Source organism: Hwangdonia lutea (assembly GCF_032814565.1).
Lineage (GTDB): Bacteria > Bacteroidota > Bacteroidia > Flavobacteriales > Flavobacteriaceae > Hwangdonia > Hwangdonia lutea.
In genome coordinates this window covers 71,783-91,521 of the sequence record NZ_CP136521.1, presented here as the reverse complement: position 1 = coordinate 91,521, position 19,739 = coordinate 71,783, and the positions used below count along the sequence as shown (strand labels likewise).

The 19,739-nt window shown below is 34.9% G+C and carries 20 protein-coding genes; 6 read left to right on the top strand and 14 right to left on the bottom strand.

Going from position 1 to position 19,739, the window contains the following annotated elements; all coding sequences use genetic code 11:
* Positions 1 to 58: 58 nt before the first annotated feature.
* A complete protein-coding gene (locus RNZ46_RS00455) occupies positions 59 to 910 on the top strand; it encodes an aminotransferase class IV (RefSeq protein WP_316983433.1) in 852 nt (283 codons plus the stop codon).
* A 75-nt stretch (positions 911 to 985) separates the two neighbouring features.
* On the opposite strand, the gene RNZ46_RS00450 is transcribed toward RNZ46_RS00455, so the two are convergent.
* The 6 genes from RNZ46_RS00450 to RNZ46_RS00425 form a co-directional block, all read right to left on the bottom strand.
* Complete coding sequence (locus tag RNZ46_RS00450; protein WP_316983432.1) at positions 986 to 1,546, bottom strand: YqgE/AlgH family protein; 561 nt, start codon at positions 1,544 to 1,546, stop codon at positions 986 to 988.
* A 122-nt stretch (positions 1,547 to 1,668) separates the two neighbouring features.
* The gene (locus RNZ46_RS00445; protein ID WP_290268080.1) at positions 1,669 to 1,941 is read right to left on the bottom strand and encodes an HU family DNA-binding protein; all 273 of its coding nucleotides are present in this window, start codon (positions 1,939 to 1,941) and stop codon (positions 1,669 to 1,671) included.
* Positions 1,942 to 2,129: 188 nt separating this feature from the next.
* Positions 2,130 to 3,077, bottom strand: a complete 948-nt coding sequence (gene fmt, locus RNZ46_RS00440) for a methionyl-tRNA formyltransferase (protein ID WP_316983431.1) — start codon at positions 3,075 to 3,077, stop codon at positions 2,130 to 2,132.
* Between the two features lie 300 nt (positions 3,078 to 3,377).
* Positions 3,378 to 4,022, bottom strand: a complete 645-nt coding sequence (locus RNZ46_RS00435) for a hypothetical protein (protein WP_316983430.1) — start codon at positions 4,020 to 4,022, stop codon at positions 3,378 to 3,380.
* Between the two features lie 148 nt (positions 4,023 to 4,170).
* Positions 4,171 to 6,075 (bottom strand): RecQ family ATP-dependent DNA helicase, encoded by a 1,905-nt coding sequence (locus RNZ46_RS00430; RefSeq protein WP_316983429.1) that lies wholly within the window; start codon positions 6,073 to 6,075, stop codon positions 4,171 to 4,173.
* Between the two features lie 2 nt (positions 6,076 to 6,077).
* Positions 6,078 to 6,617, bottom strand: coding sequence for an AAA family ATPase (locus RNZ46_RS00425; protein WP_316983428.1), 540 nt, complete (start codon positions 6,615 to 6,617; stop codon positions 6,078 to 6,080).
* A 91-nt stretch (positions 6,618 to 6,708) separates the two neighbouring features.
* Between RNZ46_RS00425 and RNZ46_RS00420 the strand changes: the two genes are divergently transcribed.
* The 5 genes from RNZ46_RS00420 (at position 6,709) to RNZ46_RS00400 (ending at position 10,661) form a co-directional block, all read left to right on the top strand.
* On the top strand, positions 6,709 to 7,002 hold the full coding sequence (locus tag RNZ46_RS00420; protein WP_316983427.1) for a DUF493 family protein: 294 nt from the start codon (positions 6,709 to 6,711) through the stop codon (positions 7,000 to 7,002).
* A 108-nt stretch (positions 7,003 to 7,110) separates the two neighbouring features.
* Positions 7,111 to 7,746, top strand: a complete 636-nt coding sequence (locus RNZ46_RS00415; protein WP_316983426.1) for a DUF4290 domain-containing protein — start codon at positions 7,111 to 7,113, stop codon at positions 7,744 to 7,746.
* Positions 7,747 to 7,754: 8 nt separating this feature from the next.
* Positions 7,755 to 9,065 carry a UDP-N-acetylglucosamine 1-carboxyvinyltransferase gene (gene murA, locus RNZ46_RS00410; protein ID WP_316983425.1) on the top strand — a complete coding sequence of 437 codons (1,311 nt, stop codon included), beginning with the start codon at positions 7,755 to 7,757 and terminating at the stop codon, positions 9,063 to 9,065.
* A 125-nt stretch (positions 9,066 to 9,190) separates the two neighbouring features.
* Positions 9,191 to 10,225, top strand: coding sequence for a helix-turn-helix domain-containing protein (locus tag RNZ46_RS00405; RefSeq protein ID WP_316983424.1), 1,035 nt, complete (start codon positions 9,191 to 9,193; stop codon positions 10,223 to 10,225).
* A 7-nt stretch (positions 10,226 to 10,232) separates the two neighbouring features.
* The gene (locus RNZ46_RS00400; protein ID WP_316983423.1) at positions 10,233 to 10,661 is read left to right on the top strand and encodes a BLUF domain-containing protein; all 429 of its coding nucleotides are present in this window, start codon (positions 10,233 to 10,235) and stop codon (positions 10,659 to 10,661) included.
* Between the two features lie 257 nt (positions 10,662 to 10,918).
* Here the strand turns inward: RNZ46_RS00400 and RNZ46_RS00395 are convergent, their stop codons facing one another.
* From RNZ46_RS00395 to RNZ46_RS00360, 8 genes are all read right to left on the bottom strand, one after another.
* Positions 10,919 to 13,618: an NB-ARC domain-containing protein gene (locus tag RNZ46_RS00395; RefSeq protein ID WP_316983422.1), complete on the bottom strand. Its 2,700-nt coding sequence runs from the start codon at positions 13,616 to 13,618 to the stop codon at positions 10,919 to 10,921.
* Positions 13,619 to 13,751: 133 nt separating this feature from the next.
* Positions 13,752 to 15,419: a formate--tetrahydrofolate ligase gene (locus RNZ46_RS00390; protein WP_316983421.1), complete on the bottom strand. Its 1,668-nt coding sequence runs from the start codon at positions 15,417 to 15,419 to the stop codon at positions 13,752 to 13,754.
* Positions 15,420 to 15,852: 433 nt separating this feature from the next.
* Positions 15,853 to 16,548, bottom strand: coding sequence for a DUF6090 family protein (locus tag RNZ46_RS00385; protein WP_316983420.1), 696 nt, complete (start codon positions 16,546 to 16,548; stop codon positions 15,853 to 15,855).
* A 145-nt stretch (positions 16,549 to 16,693) separates the two neighbouring features.
* Positions 16,694 to 17,998, bottom strand: a complete 1,305-nt coding sequence (locus RNZ46_RS00380; RefSeq protein WP_316983419.1) for a cryptochrome/photolyase family protein — start codon at positions 17,996 to 17,998, stop codon at positions 16,694 to 16,696.
* A 105-nt stretch (positions 17,999 to 18,103) separates the two neighbouring features.
* A complete protein-coding gene (locus RNZ46_RS00375; RefSeq protein WP_316983418.1) occupies positions 18,104 to 18,565 on the bottom strand; it encodes an SRPBCC family protein in 462 nt (153 codons plus the stop codon).
* 4 nt (positions 18,566 to 18,569) lie between these two features.
* Complete coding sequence (locus tag RNZ46_RS00370; protein WP_316983417.1) at positions 18,570 to 19,031, bottom strand: TspO/MBR family protein; 462 nt, start codon at positions 19,029 to 19,031, stop codon at positions 18,570 to 18,572.
* Complete coding sequence (locus RNZ46_RS00365; RefSeq protein ID WP_316983416.1) at positions 19,018 to 19,194, bottom strand: Lacal_2735 family protein; 177 nt, start codon at positions 19,192 to 19,194, stop codon at positions 19,018 to 19,020. The genes RNZ46_RS00370 and RNZ46_RS00365 overlap by 14 nt, the downstream gene beginning before the upstream one ends.
* Positions 19,195 to 19,196: 2 nt before the next feature.
* Positions 19,197 to 19,739, bottom strand: coding sequence for a glutathione peroxidase (locus RNZ46_RS00360; protein ID WP_316983415.1), 543 nt, complete (start codon positions 19,737 to 19,739; stop codon positions 19,197 to 19,199).

Below are 19,739 nucleotides of genomic sequence, written 5' to 3'. Positions count from 1 at the left end.
AACACATAAATCAATTATATTTGTCCCACTTTAATTTAAACGAAAGTGGGATTTTTTTATGATAAATTTTAACGAGCAAATTCTAGAGTCAGACGCTAAATTATCTATAAACAGCAGAGGTTTTAATTACGGCGATGCCCTTTTTGAAACCATTAAAACATCCTACGGGAAACTGCTTTTTTGGGAAGACCATTATTTTAGGTTAATGGCGTCAATGCGTATAATGCGTATGGAAATCCCCATGAATTTTACTATGGAATTTCTTGAAGAACAAATTCAAAAAACATTAGATGCCAACCAATTGCAACAAGCATCGGCTCGAGTTAAATTAATGGTGCAACGGCAACAAGGTGGCTTGTATTTGCCAAACAAGAATTCAGTTGATTTTATTATAACAACCCAAGCTGTACCAGATGACTTTTATGTGCTAAAAGACGATTTTTACGAAGTCGATTTGTTTAAGGATTATTATGTGTCACCCACTTTATTATCCACTTTAAAAACCAACAACAAAGCCATAAATGTGGTGGGAAGTATTTATGCGAAAGAAAACAATTTGCACAACTGTTTGCTTTTAAACACCAATAAACATGTTATTGAAGCATTAAACGGAAATGTTTTTGTGGTAAAAGATAAGGTGATAAAAACACCGCCAATGGCCGATGGTTGCTTAAAAGGCGTTATGCGCAAACAACTTATTGATATTGTAAAAAAGATGCCTGAATACGAATTGGTTGAAGCTTCCATTTCGCCATTTGAGCTTCAAAAAGCAGATGAGATTTTTATCACCAATGTTATCGTAGGCATTCAGCCCGTAACAAAATACAGAAAGAAAACATTTAAAAACGAAGTGTCTAAAATGCTATTGCAAAAATTGAATGTAAAAATAAGATTGAGCAGCTCGAATTAAAACTATCTAAAGTTGAGTTGTTTTGTTGAACTTGGGATTTAGTTTTTGGAATTTGATGTTTTTAAAAATTTGGCATCAATTGTAATTTGGGTTTTCGGGCGCATTGGACCAAATGCTGTATTCGCCACCAAACTCCAGCATTTTTTCCTTCCAAAACGATTCGTAATTTTTTTCAATAATATGCTCTTTGTAAATATTATGGGTAACTACCCACGAATTGGCTTTTAATTCTTCATCCAACTGATTGATTTCCCAACCAGAATATCCAAGAAAAAAACGAATATCGCCTTCTTTTATAGAGCCACTTGCAATAAGTTCGGCTACTTTACTAAAATCGCCACCCCAGTAAATACCCAAAGAAATCTCAATACTCTCAGGAATTAAATTCGGGACTTTATGAATAAAATATAGATTGTCTTGCTCTACCGGACCGCCATTGTAAACTTTAAAATCGGCCTCAACATCCGGTACCAAATCACTGATAGTGTACTCTAACGGCTTATTCAGTATAAAACCTATAGAGCCCTCATGCGAGTGATCTGCCAATAAAACTATGGAGCGATTAAAAGAAACATCTCCTATTATTGCAGGTTCTGCGATTAACAAATCACCTTTTTTGGGTTTAGTTGTAATCATACTGTCGAGGAATTTATCAATTAAAGCTAATATTTTTTTATTTAAAATGCAACTGTTTTACCATATTCAACAAAAAATGCCTTCAATTACGAAGGCATTTAGAGAATATATTTTGCTAAATATTAGTTTACTGCATTTGATAAATCAGATCCAGCTTTAAACTTTACAACGTTTTTAGCTTTTATTTTGATAGTCTCTCCTGTTTGAGGATTTCTTCCCTCTCTTGCAGCTCTTTTAGAAACTGACCAAGATCCGAATCCTACTAAAGAAACTCTGTTGCCTTTTTGTAAAGCTCCTTCAATTTCAATAATTGCGCATTCTAAAGCTTTCTTTGCAGCTGCTTTAGTAATTCCTGCGTGTTCTGCCATGGCATCGATTAAATCTGTTTTGTTCATAATATAAAATTTAATTATTAATAAATTGATTAAACATTTTTGTTAAATCCTTTACAAATTTATACGGATTATACTACCATGCAAGTAATAGCAAGGGAAATACCCGCTTTTGTTGATAACTTAATACTTTTGTTAATAAAGACAATGCGTTTTGTCGATGTTTTTAAAATATGAGTGAGAATGAGGGTTTAGAGCACTTTAGCATCGCCCTGAAAAGCATACCCGTTTAAAAGCGATTTTATGTCCATTGTACGCTTACCCGGAAGCTTAATTTCCATTATAATAAGGTAACCGTCTGTAACAGCAACTTTTACTTCTTTTTTGTTGGAAACCACAGTTCCTATTTCTAAGGCATGGGCTGTTTTTTCTTTTTCGGCTTTATAAATTTTAATGTCCAAGGTTTCCTCACCATTTATTAAAGTACACCATGCAGCCGGATACGGACTCAACCCACGAATATGATTATAAATATTATCCAAAGTATCAAACCAATCAATTTTACAATTGTCCTTATTTAGTTTATGGGCTGTTTTTATAGCATCGTTATCCACTTGAGGAACCGTTTTTACATCGCCCTTTTCAATTAAATCAACGGTTTTTAAAACCAGTTGACTGCCCACTGCCATCAATTTGTCGTGTAAACTGCCAGCGTTTTCACTAGAATCAATCGCCACTTCTTCCTGAAGAATCATTTCACCGGTATCAATTTTCTCATCAATAAAAAATGTTGAAACGCCGGTTTTGGTTTCTCCATTTATAATAGCCCAATTAATGGGTGCGGCACCGCGGTAATTTGGCAGTAACGAAGCGTGTAAATTAAAGGTGCCGTATTCGGGCATTTGCCACACCGCTTTGGGTAACATCCTAAAAGCAACAACTATGTTTAGGTTGGCTTTTAAGGCTTTCAGCTCATCTAAAAAATTCTCGTTTTTTAAATTTGTGGGCTGCAAAATGTTTAAGCCCACAGAATTTGCATATTGCTTTACCGCACTTTCGTTGAGTTTTCGTCCACGGCCAGCAGGTCTGTCGGGCGCCGTAATAACGCCAACAATAGTATAGTTGTTTTCTACCAATGTTTTTAAAGTCGCCACGGCAAAATCTGGCGTGCCCATAAAAACAATTCTTAAGTCTTTCATTTTCATTTATATTTAAAATTTGGGCGTTCCCCTGCGGGTCGGGCTATCCATTACAATCTTTTTGCTCGTGCCTCACAAAAAGGATTTCCATTGCTATCCCTAACGCGTGTATTTGCTAACTTCTGTTTTTTTTTTAATAGCATATTTTATTTTTGGAGAGGTTCGTTTAACGGTTTTATGTATGATTTCGTTGCGTGTTTTAAGCACCTGATTCAGCAAATACAATCCTAATAGAAAATCCGCGGGGATTGTCGTAAGTAGGCTAGAACTAGCAATAAATTATAGGATGCTTTGTTGGCATTAGTTTTTTAATTCCGTTAATGTTTTTATGTTTTCCTCCGACATTTTATGTGCTATTGCAGGTTTCTCATACATTTGATGTTCTCCGTCTTTTATATTTCCTAATCTTATATGTTTTGTAACTGAACCTTTATTTATAACCCTAACATAAGAACAACTGTCTAACCATTTAATCCGATTGAGTTTGTCCTCAAATCCAACAACTTTAACTAGTTCATAATCTTTGTTGTTTTCCGAATATCGAATAATAGTATCAATTCCATTTAGGAAAGTCCCATATTTTATTTTATTACAATCTATTGGACTAGAAACAAATTCGATTTTATCTCTTTCTATTAAGGACTTTGGTTCGCTTTTATTATGGTCAGTGAAAAAAACTTGATTAATGATTAGAAATATAGGCATTCCAATACTAAATAAAATATGCGTGATATAAAATCCGATAGCGTTAATTACAAAACTTTCTTTTTTATTAATTGCAGCATAAACAATTAAATACATGAATAAAATTCCAGCTATTATTGCAGTCCAAGTCCGAATTGAGTCATTAGAAATGAAATCAGCATTATATCCTAAAAGGATGAACAAGTAAAATAAAAATCCAAAGAAAATTGGACGGATTATTGGTTTCAGGATTTCTTTCATTTAAATTAATGCTAATGCTAATGCTAATGCTAATGCTAATGCTAATGCTCAACTGATATAAAAATCGTTTTAATGTTTTATATCCGCCGTTAAACGAAATTAGCTGAATTTTCTTAGATAGTCAAGCATCACAATAAATAACCTCATTTTATGTACGGATTAATGTATACGTATTAGTTGGTGTTATTGTAATCATATTGTGCTCTAATAGCAATTTCAAAACCGTTTTAATGTCTTTTTCTGAAGCTTCAATGGTTGTATGAATTTGACGTGATGATAACTCACCAGTCTTTAATAACTCAATAATACTATTTTTCAAAGATTTTAAATCTTGAGGGGCTTTCTCTTTTTTGTTTGCCACACAAACCGAACAAATGCCACAAGGTTTCACGTCTTTTTCACCAAAATAGGCGAGGAGCTGCATGCTTTTGCAAACCGTATCGTTTTCAACATAATCGAGCATACTTTTAACTTGCTGCTGTTTTAATTTGTTTTGTTGCTCGATAATAGAAGCGATGCGATTGATGGTTTTATCATCTTCGCGCGGTTGTATAAAGGTAATCTGCGCATCGGTTTTTGCCAAATTAAGCGTGATGATTTCACGGCTTTCCAACTCGTGCAAAACATCAATTAATTTAGATTCTGTTACCGAAGCCTTTTCAGCGATACGCTTTAAATCAATTTTAGTAACGTGGTCGAAAATGCCACCGTACATTCTCAGTATCGACTTTACTATAATATTAAATTCCTGGTGCGTTTCCAGATAATTAAATAGCGCCCCACTGGAAATAATAAATTGCACCGTTACCTTGTTTTTAAATTGTTTCGATAAGGTAATTACACTATTTCTGTCTAAAATCAACAGGGCATTATAGCATAAAATAGAGCTGAAATTATAGGTTTTGCAAAAGGTATTAAAATCGAAATCGTTGGTTACATATTCGCCTTCGCCATAAGAAATCTGGAAATAACTGCACAGTTTTCGGTACACCTGTTTTACAAAATCTACTGCTGGCAACACTTTTAAAAACTGGTTTTTTACCAAAACAGCATCGCTATTATTTTTTAAAATTACAGCAAAAGCCTTGTCGCCATTTCTCCCAACGCGACCCGCCTCTTGAAAATAACTTTCAATACTTTCGGGCAAATTCAAATGGATTACCGTTTTAACATCGGGTTTATCAATGCCCATTCCAAAGGCATTTGTAGCCACCATTACCTGTTTGCGATTAGCTACCCAATCGCCCATGTGGGCATCCTTTTCATCATTGGAAAGTCCACCGTGGTAATAGGTTGCCCCAATATTTTTCGAGGTTAAAAACGATGCCAAATCCAAAGTTAGTTTTCTGTTTCTAACGTAAATAATAGACGACGCTTTATACTTTTTTAGAATGGTTTCGATGCGGTAATATTTATCTTCTTCATGGTAAACCATGTACGCCAAATTGGGCCTGTAAAACGACTGTTTAAATATTTTGGGATTTATAAAATCGAGCTCTTTGGTAATATCCTCAATCACTTCTGGTTTTGCCGAAGCCGTTAAAGCGATAACGTTTACACTGGGTTGTAATTGGCGCAATAGGGTAATGTTTTTATAAGCGGGCCTAAAATCGCTTCCCCATTGCGAAATGCAATGCGCCTCGTCAACGGCAATTAAATTTACATGCATTAACCGGATTCTATCTTGTACCAATTCTTGCTGTAAACGTTCGGGCGAGAGGTATAAAAACTTGTAATTTCCGTAAATGCAATTATCTAAAAGCGTGTCTAATTGGCTATAAGAAATCCCACTTGTTAGCGCCATGGCCTTAATGCCTTTGTTGTTAAGTTGCTGTACTTGGTCTTTCATAAGGGCAATTAAGGGCGAAATAACAATACAAATCCCCTTTTTTGCTAAGGCTGGAATTTGAAAACACAACGATTTTCCGCCACCCGTGGGCAACAGTGCAAAGGTGTCTTCACCATTTAAAACCGCGTTGATAATAGCCTCTTGGTTGGGTTTAAACGAAGTGAATTTCCAATAGCGCTCCAATATGTTTATGGGATGTTCCATAGTTACATACCAAGGGTGTTAAGTATAAAGTCGACCCTTTTTTCCACAATATCAAAAGGCACGTCAATCAATTTATATTGAAACGATTGATAGGTGTTTTGTAAATGTTCGTGAATTTGTAAAGCTTCCTCAAAACTTTCATAACGCTCGTTATCACTCACATAAATTTCCTGCCAAGGCTTTAAGATAAATACCATGTCGTAATAACAATCTTTGCACACTTCAGTAAAATAGGGCGGATACGAATCGCCAATAAAATCCATGTATGCCAAAACATCGGGCACACCCCGATCTAAAAACACAACCTCGGTATTTAGGTTTTTGGTGTCGTTGTATTGCTGTTCCCTGCCTCTTAAAAGCAATTCGCTAAACAACAAGGGGTTGGTTAAAAACAGTTGGTCGATACCTTCTTTTTTGGCATCTAAAGTAACTTGACGCGAAATTTCTTCAAAGCACAAATAACCTCTATCCGCCAATGCATTAATAATACTGGATTTCCCTGTACCCGGACCACCGGTAATAACTATTCTTTTTGTATTCAAATGGGTAAGATTTATGCCGTAAAAATCGGAATTTAACGCTTATAAAAAAAATGTAAATAAACAGTATCTTTGCAACTTATTAAATAATATTATGAGCACACCTACAAATTCGGAAGAATTTTACAAAAAATTGAAAAGCCAATTGCAAGATACAGCGCTTTGGCCGACCGCATATTTATATAAATTTATTGTTAAATCAGATTTAAAAAAGATTGCTGAAGTTGAAGCTATTTTTGACAATATGGGCGCTGTTATAAAAACAACGGCGTCAAAAAACGGTAAATACACAAGCATATCGGTTAATTTGCGTATGCACAACCCCGATGCCGTTATTAAAAAATATAAAGAAGTTGCTGAAAAAGTAGAAGGCGTTATAAGCCTTTAAAGACGGTTTAAAAATAAGAGAGATATTTTTAAACAGTCTCTTATTTTTTTTTGTATTTTGCGCAGGCATAGCAACTACTTGCCAAATTATAAAATCTACACATTTATTTTGATAGACGAATTAGAGTACAACACAGAGCGTGAGCATTTAATCATTCCCGAATATGGGCGTCATTTGCAAAAAATGATTAACCACGCAAAAACCAGGGAAACCAAAGAAGAACGCAATAAATTAGCCAAAGCCATAATTTCCGTAATGGGAAATATGCAACCACATTTAAGAGACGTTCCAGATTTTCAGCATAAATTATGGGACCAACTTTTTATCATGTCTAATTTTGAGTTGGATGCCGATTCACCCTTTCCTAAACCTACAAAAGAACTTTTTGAGGAAGGTCCAGAACCTTTAAAATACCCGCAAAACTTTCCTAAATACCGTTTTTACGGAAACAATATTAAAACCATGATTGACGTTGCCAATACATGGGAAGCAGGCGAGCTTAAAGAAGCTTTGGTTTATACCATTGCCAACCACATGAAAAAGTGTTTTTTAAATTGGAATAAAGACACCGTTGAAGATGCCGTAATTTACGACCATCTCTACGAACTTTCCGGTGGGAAAATAAACCTTAAAAATTCAGAAGAAGACCTTTCGGATGCTTCGAGTTTAATGCGTTCCAAAAGCAAATATTCTGGTAAAAAAGGACACAAAAAAAGTTCTAACCGCCAGAGAAAACGTTATTAAGCGCATTTATGGGAACATTTAAAATTGAAGGTGGCCACCAATTAAAAGGAAGTATACAGCCACAGGGAGCAAAAAACGAAGCCTTACAAATTCTATGTGCGGTACTGTTAACGCCAGAGCGCGTTACCATACATAATATTCCAGATATTATCGATGTTAATAAACTTATTGGTTTATTAAAAAAATTAGGCGTTAAAATCGAAAAGCTAAGTAAAGGTACTTATACCTTTCAAGCCGATACCGTTAATTTACAATATTTAGAATCTCCAGAGTTTAAAGAGGACGGCAAAGGACTTCGCGGTTCTATAATGATTGTGGGCCCATTGTTGGCACGCTTTGGTAGAGGCTATATTCCAAAACCCGGTGGCGATAAAATTGGTCGTCGTCGTTTAGACACCCATTTTGAAGGCCTAATTAAGCTCGGTGCCAAATTCAGATACAGCAAAGAAGAGCAGTTTTATGGCGTTGAAGCCGATAAACTAAAAGGCACTTACATGTTGCTTGAAGAAGCATCGGTTACGGGTACCGCCAATATTTTAATGGCAGCCGTTTTGGCCGAAGGACAAACCACCGTTTACAATGCTGCCTGCGAACCCTATTTACAGCAATTGTGTAAAATGCTGAATCGCATGGGCGCAAAAATTAGTGGCGTAGGGTCCAACATGCTTATTATTGATGGTGTTGACAGTTTAGGCGGCACCGAACATACCATGCTTCCGGATATGATTGAAATTGGAAGTTGGATTGGTTTAGCGGCCATGACCAAAAGCGAACTCACCATTACCAATGTTAGTTGGGACGATTTAGGCGTAATTCCAAACGTGTTTAGAAAATTGGGCATTACCGTTGAAAAACAAGGCGATAACATCCATATTCCGGCGCATACCGATGGTTACGAAATTCAAAATTTTATCGATGGTTCTATTTTAACCATTTCCGATGCACCGTGGCCTGGGTTTACACCAGATTTATTGAGTATTATTTTAGTCGTTGCCACACAAGCCCGAGGCAGTGTTTTGGTACACCAAAAAATGTTTGAAAGCCGTTTGTTTTTTGTGGATAAGTTGATTGATATGGGCGCAAAAATCATTTTGTGCGATCCGCATCGTGCCACCGTTATTGGTCACGATTTTAAATCGACCTTAAAAGCCACCACCATGACTTCGCCAGATATTCGTGCGGGCGTGTCCTTATTAATTGCTGCCTTATCGGCAAAAGGGACGTCAACCATTATGAATATTGAGCAGATTGACCGTGGCTACGAAAACATCGACGAGCGTTTACGCGCTATTGGTGCGCATATTGAGCGGGTACAGTAGTTATTTACATCATTTATTATCCTTAATTTCGGATAAATAATAAAATTCCTTATTTTTTTCTATATTTAGAAAACCCTAAAGTCTCTCATAGTGTAAATAAATTAATAGTGCATTAATTAACCATTATGAATACGATAAAATCATCTGGAGTTGACTGTTTTGAGGATATTAACCATCTGTCACAGTGCTTGGGTGAGAAAATAAATAGGGCAGAGGGTTTTTGCAGCACTCATGTAAATCCGTCTTATGGCGAAGGCTTAATAACAGCCACCAAACTTTCCAAGGAAATTTCAGTTTATATTTTCGATTTTGTACTTAAACAGGATTTAGAGTGGCATTTCAAAAAAGCACCGCTTCGAAGTATCGATTTTATCTTTTGTTTAGAGGGTTCGGCATACCATAAATTCAATGCATATAGTTACGAGCAAATTAATTTCAGGCAAAATTTTATTGTAAGTCGGAATAAAAAATCGTCGAGCACCATTAAATTCGGGGCGCACACACCTATAAAAATGACCCTGATTTCGTATAAACCCGATTTTAATAAAATAGGAAGTAAAGATGATTTTGGTTTGCGTAAATTAGCGTTTAGAATTTTATCCGACACCTATTTAAAAGAAGAAGATTACCGTTATTCGGGAAGGATTTGTTTCCGAACGTCCAATTTCGTCAGTGAGGTTTTAAAGTATTCCTTCGATTCGTCGTCCGAAATATTGTTTAAAGAAGCAGCCATTATTAATACGCTGGCATCGCAAATAGATAGGCACGATAAAGGCGTTACAGGGAAGTATAAAGATGCGCCCATCCGCCAGTTTGAAATCGATCAAATCCTGGCCACCGTTAATTTTATTTCTAATAATTTAAGCGAAAACCTAAGCGTGGCGCGCCTACAAAAAATTTCTGGCCTTTCCCCAGATAAGCTGCAAAAAGGCTTTAAATACCTATTTAATAAAAGTGTGAATGTGTATGTAACCGAAAAGCGATTAGACAAAGCCGCACAACTTATTTACGAAACCGATTTTAATGTTTCAGAATTGGTATACAGTGTAGGCTTTAGCAGCCGAAGTTATTTTTCCAAGATATTTAAAAGATATTTTGGGGTGTTGCCCTCTCAATGTGTTACCAATCCACAGTTAATAAATAAAGCCATTGCTAGTTAAACAACATATGTATTATTCTGTAATTTACCGGTCGACTGCTGAATCTCATTTTTCTCAAAAGGACATCGATTATATGCTCTTAAAAGCAAAACAGCACAATAAAAAGCAGGGCATTACCGGTTGCATTATTTACAGTAACAATCAGTTTATTCAAATTATTGAAGGCGCCAAAGCGGCTATTTTGGATTTGTACGACAGCATAAAAGCCGACAACAGGCATTTTGATGTCACCACGCTTATTGAAGCCCCGACGAAAGACATGCTTTGGGACGATTGGTCTATGGCCTTTTACAATTTTTCGGGCACTGCCGAACAGAATAATTACAGCAGAATGCTTTTAGAAACCTATTTTGACAATGCGAACCCTAAAAACAAATCGTCGGAGGTGTTTTTAACTTTGAAAAAGAACATTTTTGAATTGATTAACAATAAGTAATTGGGGTTACGTTTTGATGTTTTTTGTGCTTGTTTTGAATGTTTATGCTATTTGAAAACCACTGAGAGGAAACTAGTTGTTGCGGTATCGTTTTTTATGTAATTTTTAATTTTTGGAGTTACGCTTATCGGTCTCGGCTATGAGTAGTTGCGTGGTTTAGCATTTAACTTTGCAAGTACACACCAAACTGAAAATCCGCGAGGATTTTCAGAAGTAGGCGAGAACAAGCAATTACTTTTAGCCATTGTTGTGTGGCGTTATTTTTTACTTAAAGCTTCTTTTAATTTTTCTCCTAATATTCCAACTGTTTTATTCTGCATAACCTTTTGAATATCATTATCATATTTTTCTGGACTTTCTATAAATTCAATTTTATTTAGTTTATAAATGAATGGATTTTGATAATTTTGAGGCATCTCGGAAATAACTTTATGACACACTTCCTTTCCAACTTCTCTTTTATTTGTGCGAATACAAATTTCAATGAAGTGTGTAAGACCGTCTAAAACATAATTTCTACAATTAGCAGAAAGGGTCATAAGGTCAATCTCTTTAATAACCTTATAAAGATGACCACCAGGATATTTAAAAATATCTCTAAATCTTTCTCTTTGTTCTCGATAAAGAATATCATATTGACTTTTAGTAATCTCTTTAAATCTTAACTTACTTTTTAATTCATCCCTTTCAGATACAACGAGTATACTTTTGTAAGTCATTAATATTCCCAGTAATTCCAAATATGTTTCTTGATTTATTTTTGGTTTAGTTGTAAAATAATCTTGAATAATTTGAACTGCTTTATATCTTGACTCATCACTTCCTTCAGACCAAGCACAGGTTGCATAATTCCTATTGTAGTCAGAGTCTTTTCTAAATATTTGAAAATAATCTTGGTATAGCTTTAAAGCTTTATCAAATTTATTTTTATGAGTAATTAAATAAGAGGCAAAATTTAATAAAGCCAATTTTTTAATACTATATGGTGCTTTTTCCCTGTTTAAAATATATCTATATCTATTTTCAATTTCTGTTTCAGATTCTATAAGTCTACTAGCATCTGCATTTTCTAATAAAGCCGTTTCTGTTGAAGAGCCTTTATCTGTATTAATTAGATTAAATCTATTGGTTATATTTCCATCAAATTCAGAACCTTTATTTAAGTAATAAAGCTTCATTAATTTATAGATTTCAGGTGAATATACTTTGAAAAAATCCTTGTCTTGAACTGTAATTATTTTAAGTTTTATTAGCTCATTAAGAGAATTTTGGAATTCATCTTCCTTATCCTCCATACTCAAGATAAACTTTAAATTACTTGTTAAGCCTGATAGGTCATTTTCATCTACAAGCAAACTGATAGCCAAAAACATATTTTTGGCATCAGTGGATAGATAATCATAAATTCTATCATAAAGAAAGTTTAAAGCCTCTTTTGTCGTTTTAATTTCTGTGTTAAGAGCATCAAGAATAGAACCTTTTTGGGCAGCGAATATTGCAAGCTGTAAAATGAACAATGGACGACCAGAAGTTATTTGAAATATTTTCTTTTTAATTTCCGCTTTTTTTAATTCCTTATCTAATAGTTTAGTATTGTAAGAAGGTATTTCATTATATACAGCTTCCTTTAAAAATATTATAGTTTCATTTTCGTCAAGTTCCTTTGTTTGAATTTCTTCACCTGTGATTAGAGTTGCGGCTCGAGTTGTTAAAACTACCTTATGATGATTTATATCAAGTTGTTTAATGAAAGTTACAATTCTGTCCTTTTCATTTTTGGTAAAAGTTTCAAAATCATCAATTATGATTAATAACTTTCCTTGGTAGTTTTTTACAAGTTCAATGTCAAAATCTGCATTATTGAAAATAATACTATTAACAGTAGATATTATGTCTTCTAGTGATGATATACCATCATTTATAGGATTTATTTTACCTTGATAGTAATTGTAATATCTGTCTTTAGCTGAAAGAAAAATTATATAGTCAAATAATTTTCTTTCTTGATTACAAAGTATTTCACATACTCTCTGAATAGAGGCAGTTTTACCAACTCCTCCGTGTCCCCATATAGTAGCAAATACTGAAGAACGATTTTTAGAAAGAAACTGAATTATATTTTTTGTAATGCCTATGTCTATATACTTCTTGAAATTATTTTCAAAAAGGTTAATTACCGTACCGTTAGCAGATTTTCTTTTGCTATTATCAGTCGATAATGATAGCCTTTCAAATTCTAAAACATCAGACGTTAAATGAGCTGTTTTTAATAGTCTATTATATTTTGTGCGACCTGTTAGTTTTTCTTCTATTGAACAAAAAGAATAAAATTCTGATTCACTTTCGATAAGTATGAAAGGTGAAATTCTTATATAGTTATTCTCTATAGTGTAGAGATAAATATCTCCAATTTCAAAATCAAATATCTCTTGTGGACAAGACCAAGCCAAATAAGTAACGCCATCGGGTTTATATGAAATACCCTTAAATAAATTTTCTTCTTTTTTGGTGACCTTGATAATGTCACAGTTATCAAAAATAATGTTCAAATTTTTTGTTTCTAACTCATCAAAGAATTCTTCGAAGAACTCAAGATATGCTTCGGTGTCATCATCAAATGAATAACCGTGTCCAATTTTTTCATTTCTAAAGTTTGGATATTTATCTATGAAGTTTGATAACTTCTTTAATTTTTTATTGCCAAAAAATTCATTTTCTATATCTAATTTTCTGATAATTGAAACGATAGTTCCTATGGATGGCTTTAGGATACAGTTTACAACATATTCTCTTTCATTAATATCTATAGAACTCCAATTTTTATTCCATAAATAAGCCAAAACATAGATTAAAGAAAATTCGAATTTAGATTGGTAATAAACTCTTAATTCCGAATCTTGAGAATCCGATTTTAAAAAATTAATTCTTTTTTCTATTTGGTTAAATATGTAGTTCATTCTTTTCTTGGTTGGTTTTTAATGACACACAACGTTTTAAGATATAAATCGGTTTTAATGATTTATATCTACCGATAAGCGAAGTTAAATTTTTTTTATAAGAAAATCAATACGTACTACTACGTATTTTTACCTAAAACAAGCCCGTAATATCGCCCTCATCGTTAATATCGATGTTTTCAGACGCCGGATGCGCCGGTAACCCGGGCATGCGCATTATATCGCCCGTAATCGGGATTAAAAAACCGGCACCTGCGGCAATTTCAATTTCCCTAACGGTAATGATAAAATCTTTGGGGCGCCCTAATAACTTGGGGTTATCGGACAGGGATTTTTGGGTTTTGGCAATACAAATGGGTAAGTGGTCCAAACCTAAATTGGCAATTTTCTTTAAATGGGCTTTGGCTTTTGTGGTGTAATCCACATGTTCGGCACCATAAATTTCGGTAGCAATGGTTTCTATTTTATCGGTAACGCTGGATTCCCAACTATATAACGGCGTAAAGTTTGAGGTTTTGGCTTCTACCACATCAATAACACATTGCGCCAACTCCAAAGCGCCTGCGCCACCTTGGGCCCAAACATCGGCCAAGGCCACTTTTACGCCTTTGGTATCTGCAAAGTCTTTAATCAATTGTATTTCGGCATCGCTATCCGAGGTAAATTTATTGATGGCTATAACGGGCGACACCTTAAATTTTGAAATATTTTCCAAGTGTTTTTCCAAATTCGGCAAGCCTTTTTTAAGCGCATCGAGATTGGGTGTGGTCAAGGATTTTAAATCGGCACCGCCATGGTATTTTAACGCGCGAATGGTGGTGGTAAGCACTACGGCTTTGGGTTTAAGTCCCGCACTTTGGCATTTGATATCGAAGAATTTTTCGGCACCTAAATCGAAACCAAAACCGGCTTCGGTTACCGTATAATCGGAATGCGACATGCCCATAAGCGTTCCAATTACGGTGTTGGTGCCTTGGGCGATATTGGCAAAAGGCCCACCGTGAATAATGGCAGGATTGCCCTCAATGGTTTGCACTAAATTGGGTTTTATGGCATCTTTTAATAGGGTGGCCATCGCGCCTTCGGCTTTTAAATCTTTGGCATAAATGGGTTCTTTGTTAAAGGTGTAGCCTATAAAAATGTTGCCTAAACGTGTTTTTAGGTCGGTTAAATTTTCAGCCAAACAAAGAATGGCCATAATTTCAGAAGCTGCGGTAATATCAAATCCCGTTTCCCGAGGTATGCCCGATGTGGTGCCGCCCAAACCAACAATAATGTGCCTTAACGCACGATCGTTCATATCGATAACACGTTTCCACCCGATGGTTCTGGGGTCTATCAATAAGGAGTTTGATTTGCTTTGAATGTTATTATCAATGAGTGCCGATAGTAAATTATGAGCCTTTTCGATGGCCGAAAAATCGCCCGTAAAATGCAAATTGATATCTTCCATAGGCAGCACTTGCGAGTATCCGCCACCCGTAGCACCGCCTTTAATGCCAAAAATGGGCCCCAAAGAGGGCTCTCTTAAAACCACTGTGGTTTTTTTATTTAAACGATTTAAACCTTCCGATAGCCCGATGGAAATGGTTGTTTTGCCTTCGCCTGCCGGTGTGGGCGAAATGGCCGAAACCAGTATTAAATTACTGTTATTCGCGTTTTGTTTGTTAAGGGCTTGTAAGGGTAATTTAGCTTTATACTTGCCATACATGTCAATGTGTTCTGGGTCGACCCCAAATTTTTCGGCAATGGATGTAATGGGCTTCAACGTAATGGTTTTTGCAATCTGTAAATCGTTCATAAAGCGTAAATTTAAATTATCAAAAAATTATAATACCATGGTAAAAATATGGTTTTTAGATACTATATTTTCTGATTTTTATCATATAAATATAACATGTTTTATCGACACATAAGCGCATAAAAAAAGCCTCAAAAATATGTTTGAAGCTTTTTTGTTTTTTTTGAAAATAATCACATGGTGTAAAAAAACTGTTCGTTAACTATTTTGCCATTGTTTACTTTAACTTAATTGGTTTTGTTTTGGGCGTTACCCTGCGGGTCGGGCTTTCCGTTGCAATCTTTTTGCTCGTGCCTCACAAAAAGGATTTTCACTGCAATCCCTAACGCGGGCTTGTTTGCTAGCCTAAGTTTCTTAAACTAATAACCGTTCTGTTTTATAGAGGTTCTTTTCACAGAGGGTGTATTTTTTAGCTTAATCCAAAGCACTTTTATCATCTGCTAATTTCAAGCTCATTACTAATTTTATCTATTAGGCTAGCTGCAAATATTTTTTGGCTATTGTATATTTCCATTTGATTATTTAATAAATCAAGTTTTAAATTTATAGAGTTGTGCAGTTGATTCTTTTGTTTCTCATTGGTGCTTTTGGCTTCAAACTTTATAAGCCAAGGTCCAAATATGCTTCTATTATAATTTGATATTGCTTCGTCGATTCCTTTTTGAATATCTTCAGTGGTCCGATAATAAAGAAAAATATCTTCTAAAAGATAATTACTCCTGATAATTTCGATATTTCCAGATGAAACTATGTTATCTATGGTTGTTTTATTAGGCGTAAAATGATAACCAGTAATTAAAGCGTTTAAAGCTTCAGTGCTTTTATTTTCTTTGTCGCTTATATTGAAATTAAAAGACTGTAATTTTTTTAAGCTTTCTATAAGTGCTGAATCTTTTTTGATGATCAAATTATACAGTTTGATGTCGGAATTCAAGTTGGTTGTTAAACGATTTAGGTATACAATTTCCTTATCTCTGTCCTTTTTTCTTTCATTCCAGTTATTTATACCTAATGCGATTAAAATTCCAATAACTACAAGAACAATTTCACCGATTGCATATTTTAGATACTTTCCAGTATTACCTTCAGTAAGTAAATTTCGTCTAATTTTTCTAAAGAATTTTATCATTGTTTAGCCGTTTCTGAAAATAGAGCAAGGTGCTTTTAAGAATACGAATTCGTTTTTAATGATTTATATTTCCTGTACTTAAATAAGTTAAGCACAAGTAAACGAAACTAGCATTTTTTTCTTAGAAAATCAAGGGCTTCAAAACTTAATCCAAAGCACTTTTATAAGCCTTTAAACAACGCTCCCGGGCAAATTTATGCTCTACAATGGGTTTGGGATAAGTGAGTTCTTGAAAATCGGGCACCCAGGTTTTGATGTATTCCAAATTTTTATCAAATTTTTTAATTTGGGTGGTTGGGTTAAAAATCCGGAAATAGGGCGCGGCATCAACACCGCAGCCCGCAACCCATTGCCAGTTACCAATATTGCTTGCCATGTCGTAGTCGTGAAGTTTTTCGGCAAAATATGCCTCGCCCCAGCGCCAATCAATAAGTAAGTGTTTGCATAAAAAACTACCCACCAACATACGAACGCGATTGTGCATAAATCCTGTTTTATTTAATTGCCGCATGCCCGCATCAACAAAAGGATAACCTGTTTTGCCTGCGCACCACGCTTTAAATTCAGCTTCGTTATTACGCCACACAATGCGGTCGTATTTGGGTTTAAAACTTTGGGTTTGCGTTTGCGGAAAATGCCAAAGTATTTGCATAAAAAACTCGCGCCAAATTAATTCCTGCCAAAACACCTCGTTGGTTTCGGCTATGGCTTTTTTAACCATTTTTCGGATGCTTACCGTACCAAAACGCAAATGCGGCCCTAAACGCGAGGTGCTATCTTGCGCGGGGAAGTTGCGTGTGTCTTCGTAAGTTTGTATTAATTGTGGATTGACTTGATAGGGTTCGATGCGCTGATTTGATTTCTCAAAACCAATATCGGCTAAACTTAATTTTGGTAGTGTTTCATTTGAAACTAAATTGTCCAACAACGTTTCTGACTCAAAAGCTTTTATGTCGTTATCTGTAAAGGTTGCTTTCCAACGTTTCATATAAGGGGTGTAAACCAAATAGGGTGTACCATCGCTTTTTACAACGTCGTTTTTTTCAAAAACAACCTGATCTTTATAGGTTTTAAAATCGATGTTATTATCATTTAAAAAGGCTTTTATGGCTGTATCACGAGTTTTGGCATAGGGTTCGTAATCGTGATTGGTATAAACCGTTTCGATGTTGTAATCTTCAACAAGGTTTTTAAAAATTTCAATCGGTTTACCGTGATACATAGCAATGCCGCTTTCGTATTCATTTTTAAGTTTGGTGTTTAAAGCCTGAAGTGTGTCGTGAATAAAAGTAACGCGGGCATCGGTTTTGGGTAAGCTCTCTAATATTTCGGGGTCGAAAATAAAAATGGGAAGTACGGGGTGATTTCCTTTTAAAGCTTCATAGAACCCGTGGTTGTCATCCAGCCTTAAATCGCGGCGAAACCAAAATATGTTTATTGTTTTTTTCATTTTAATGCTATTATCACATCGAGTGATTTTAAAAAAACCGCATCGATATATTGTTCTCGATACATCCCGATTTTAAAATCGGAACACTCGAACTGACAAATTAAATTAATATTTGCCAAATAATGCTTCTAACTTTTTTGTTCTGTAATTAAAAATTTCCTCTAATTTCGGTTTTACCAAAATAGGGTGAACCAGTTGCCCAAGAATACCGAAAGGTAATTTATAATCGATAATGTCTTCCATTTCAATACCGCCTTCAATTTCCTTTATAAAATGCTTATGGTGCCAAAGAGCATAAGGCCCAAAACGTTGCTCGTCAACAAAATATTCTTTGTTAACGCTATGGGTAATTTCAGTAACCCACTTTGTTTTTATGCCCAAAACTGGGGTGACAATATATTGGATAATCTGGCCCGCAAACATGGGTCTGTCAGCCCCAGAAAGTATGTTAAAACCCATATAATCGGGGGTTATGGTTTTTAGGTTTTTTGGGTTAGACAGAAATTCCCATGCCTCGTCTACGCTAATGGGTAAATTCTGTTTTTTATGAAGTCTGTAAATTTTCATCTAATTAATTGTAAAAGAGAATGTAAGCGTTAAGTGAGGTGGCTATACAAAGCCATATAAAATAGGGGAGTATTAATACACTTTTTAATTTCAATTCTTTTCTGAATGACAATAAAAAAAAGGCTACTACTAAAGTTAATGCAAGAATAACGGCTAAGCCTAAAGCAACCAAATGCTGATTGAAAAAGACGTAATTCCAAACAACGTTTAAAGCAAATTGAATACTGAAAAGTATAATGACTTTTGGCGATGCCAACAGTTTATAAAGAAACGCCATATAGATGGAAAAGCAAACCATTATGGTGGTCCAGGCGGCTCCAAATACCCAACCGGGTGGCGTCCAAGGTGCTTTGTTTAAAGAGGTGTACCAACTGGTTTGCGGGCCATTGTCCATAAGCCAACTCCCTATGGCCAACGCCGCAAAATTGATAATTAAAAAGAGGTTGATATATTTAAACAGTTTCATTTTTTAAAATTTCAATTTGTTTGGCAATGGCTTCGGCTTCTTCAAATTTCTTATCACTTTCAGCGCGATTTAAACTTGACAACGTGTGCCATTCTTTCATGAGTTTTTTGAATGTTTTTTGAAGTTTTTCAACTTCGGTTTTCTTTTTAAATAATCCGAACATAGCTATATTTTTAGGTGTTTTGTTATTTTTGAACTCAACGGATTCGTGTTGGAAAAATAGTAATCCACTAAATTACCTTGGGTATCGATTAAATACTTTTGAAAATTCCATTTTACAGAAGAATTTAAACGGCCGTTGTTCACTTTTTGAGTTAACCAAGAATATAACGGATGCTGATTGTTGCCTTTTACATCGATTTTTTCAGTGATTAAAAAAGTAACACCGTAATTTTTTTCGCAAAACGATTTTATACTTTCGGCATTTCCGGGTTCTTGATTCCCAAACTGATTACAAGGTACCCCGATAACTTGTAGGTTGCTTTTGTATGTTTCGTGCAGTTCTTGCAAGGTTTTGTATTGCGGTGTAAACCCACATTCTGAAGCTACATTTACGAAAAGTATGTGTTTGCCTTTAAATTTTGAAAGATTTATGGGCTCGCCATCAAGAGCATTTATTTCAATATTATAAATAGAATTAATATTCATTTTTTTATGGTTGTTTTCATTTGAAAATAAAGTTGATTTAATGGCTTTAAGTAGATTCAT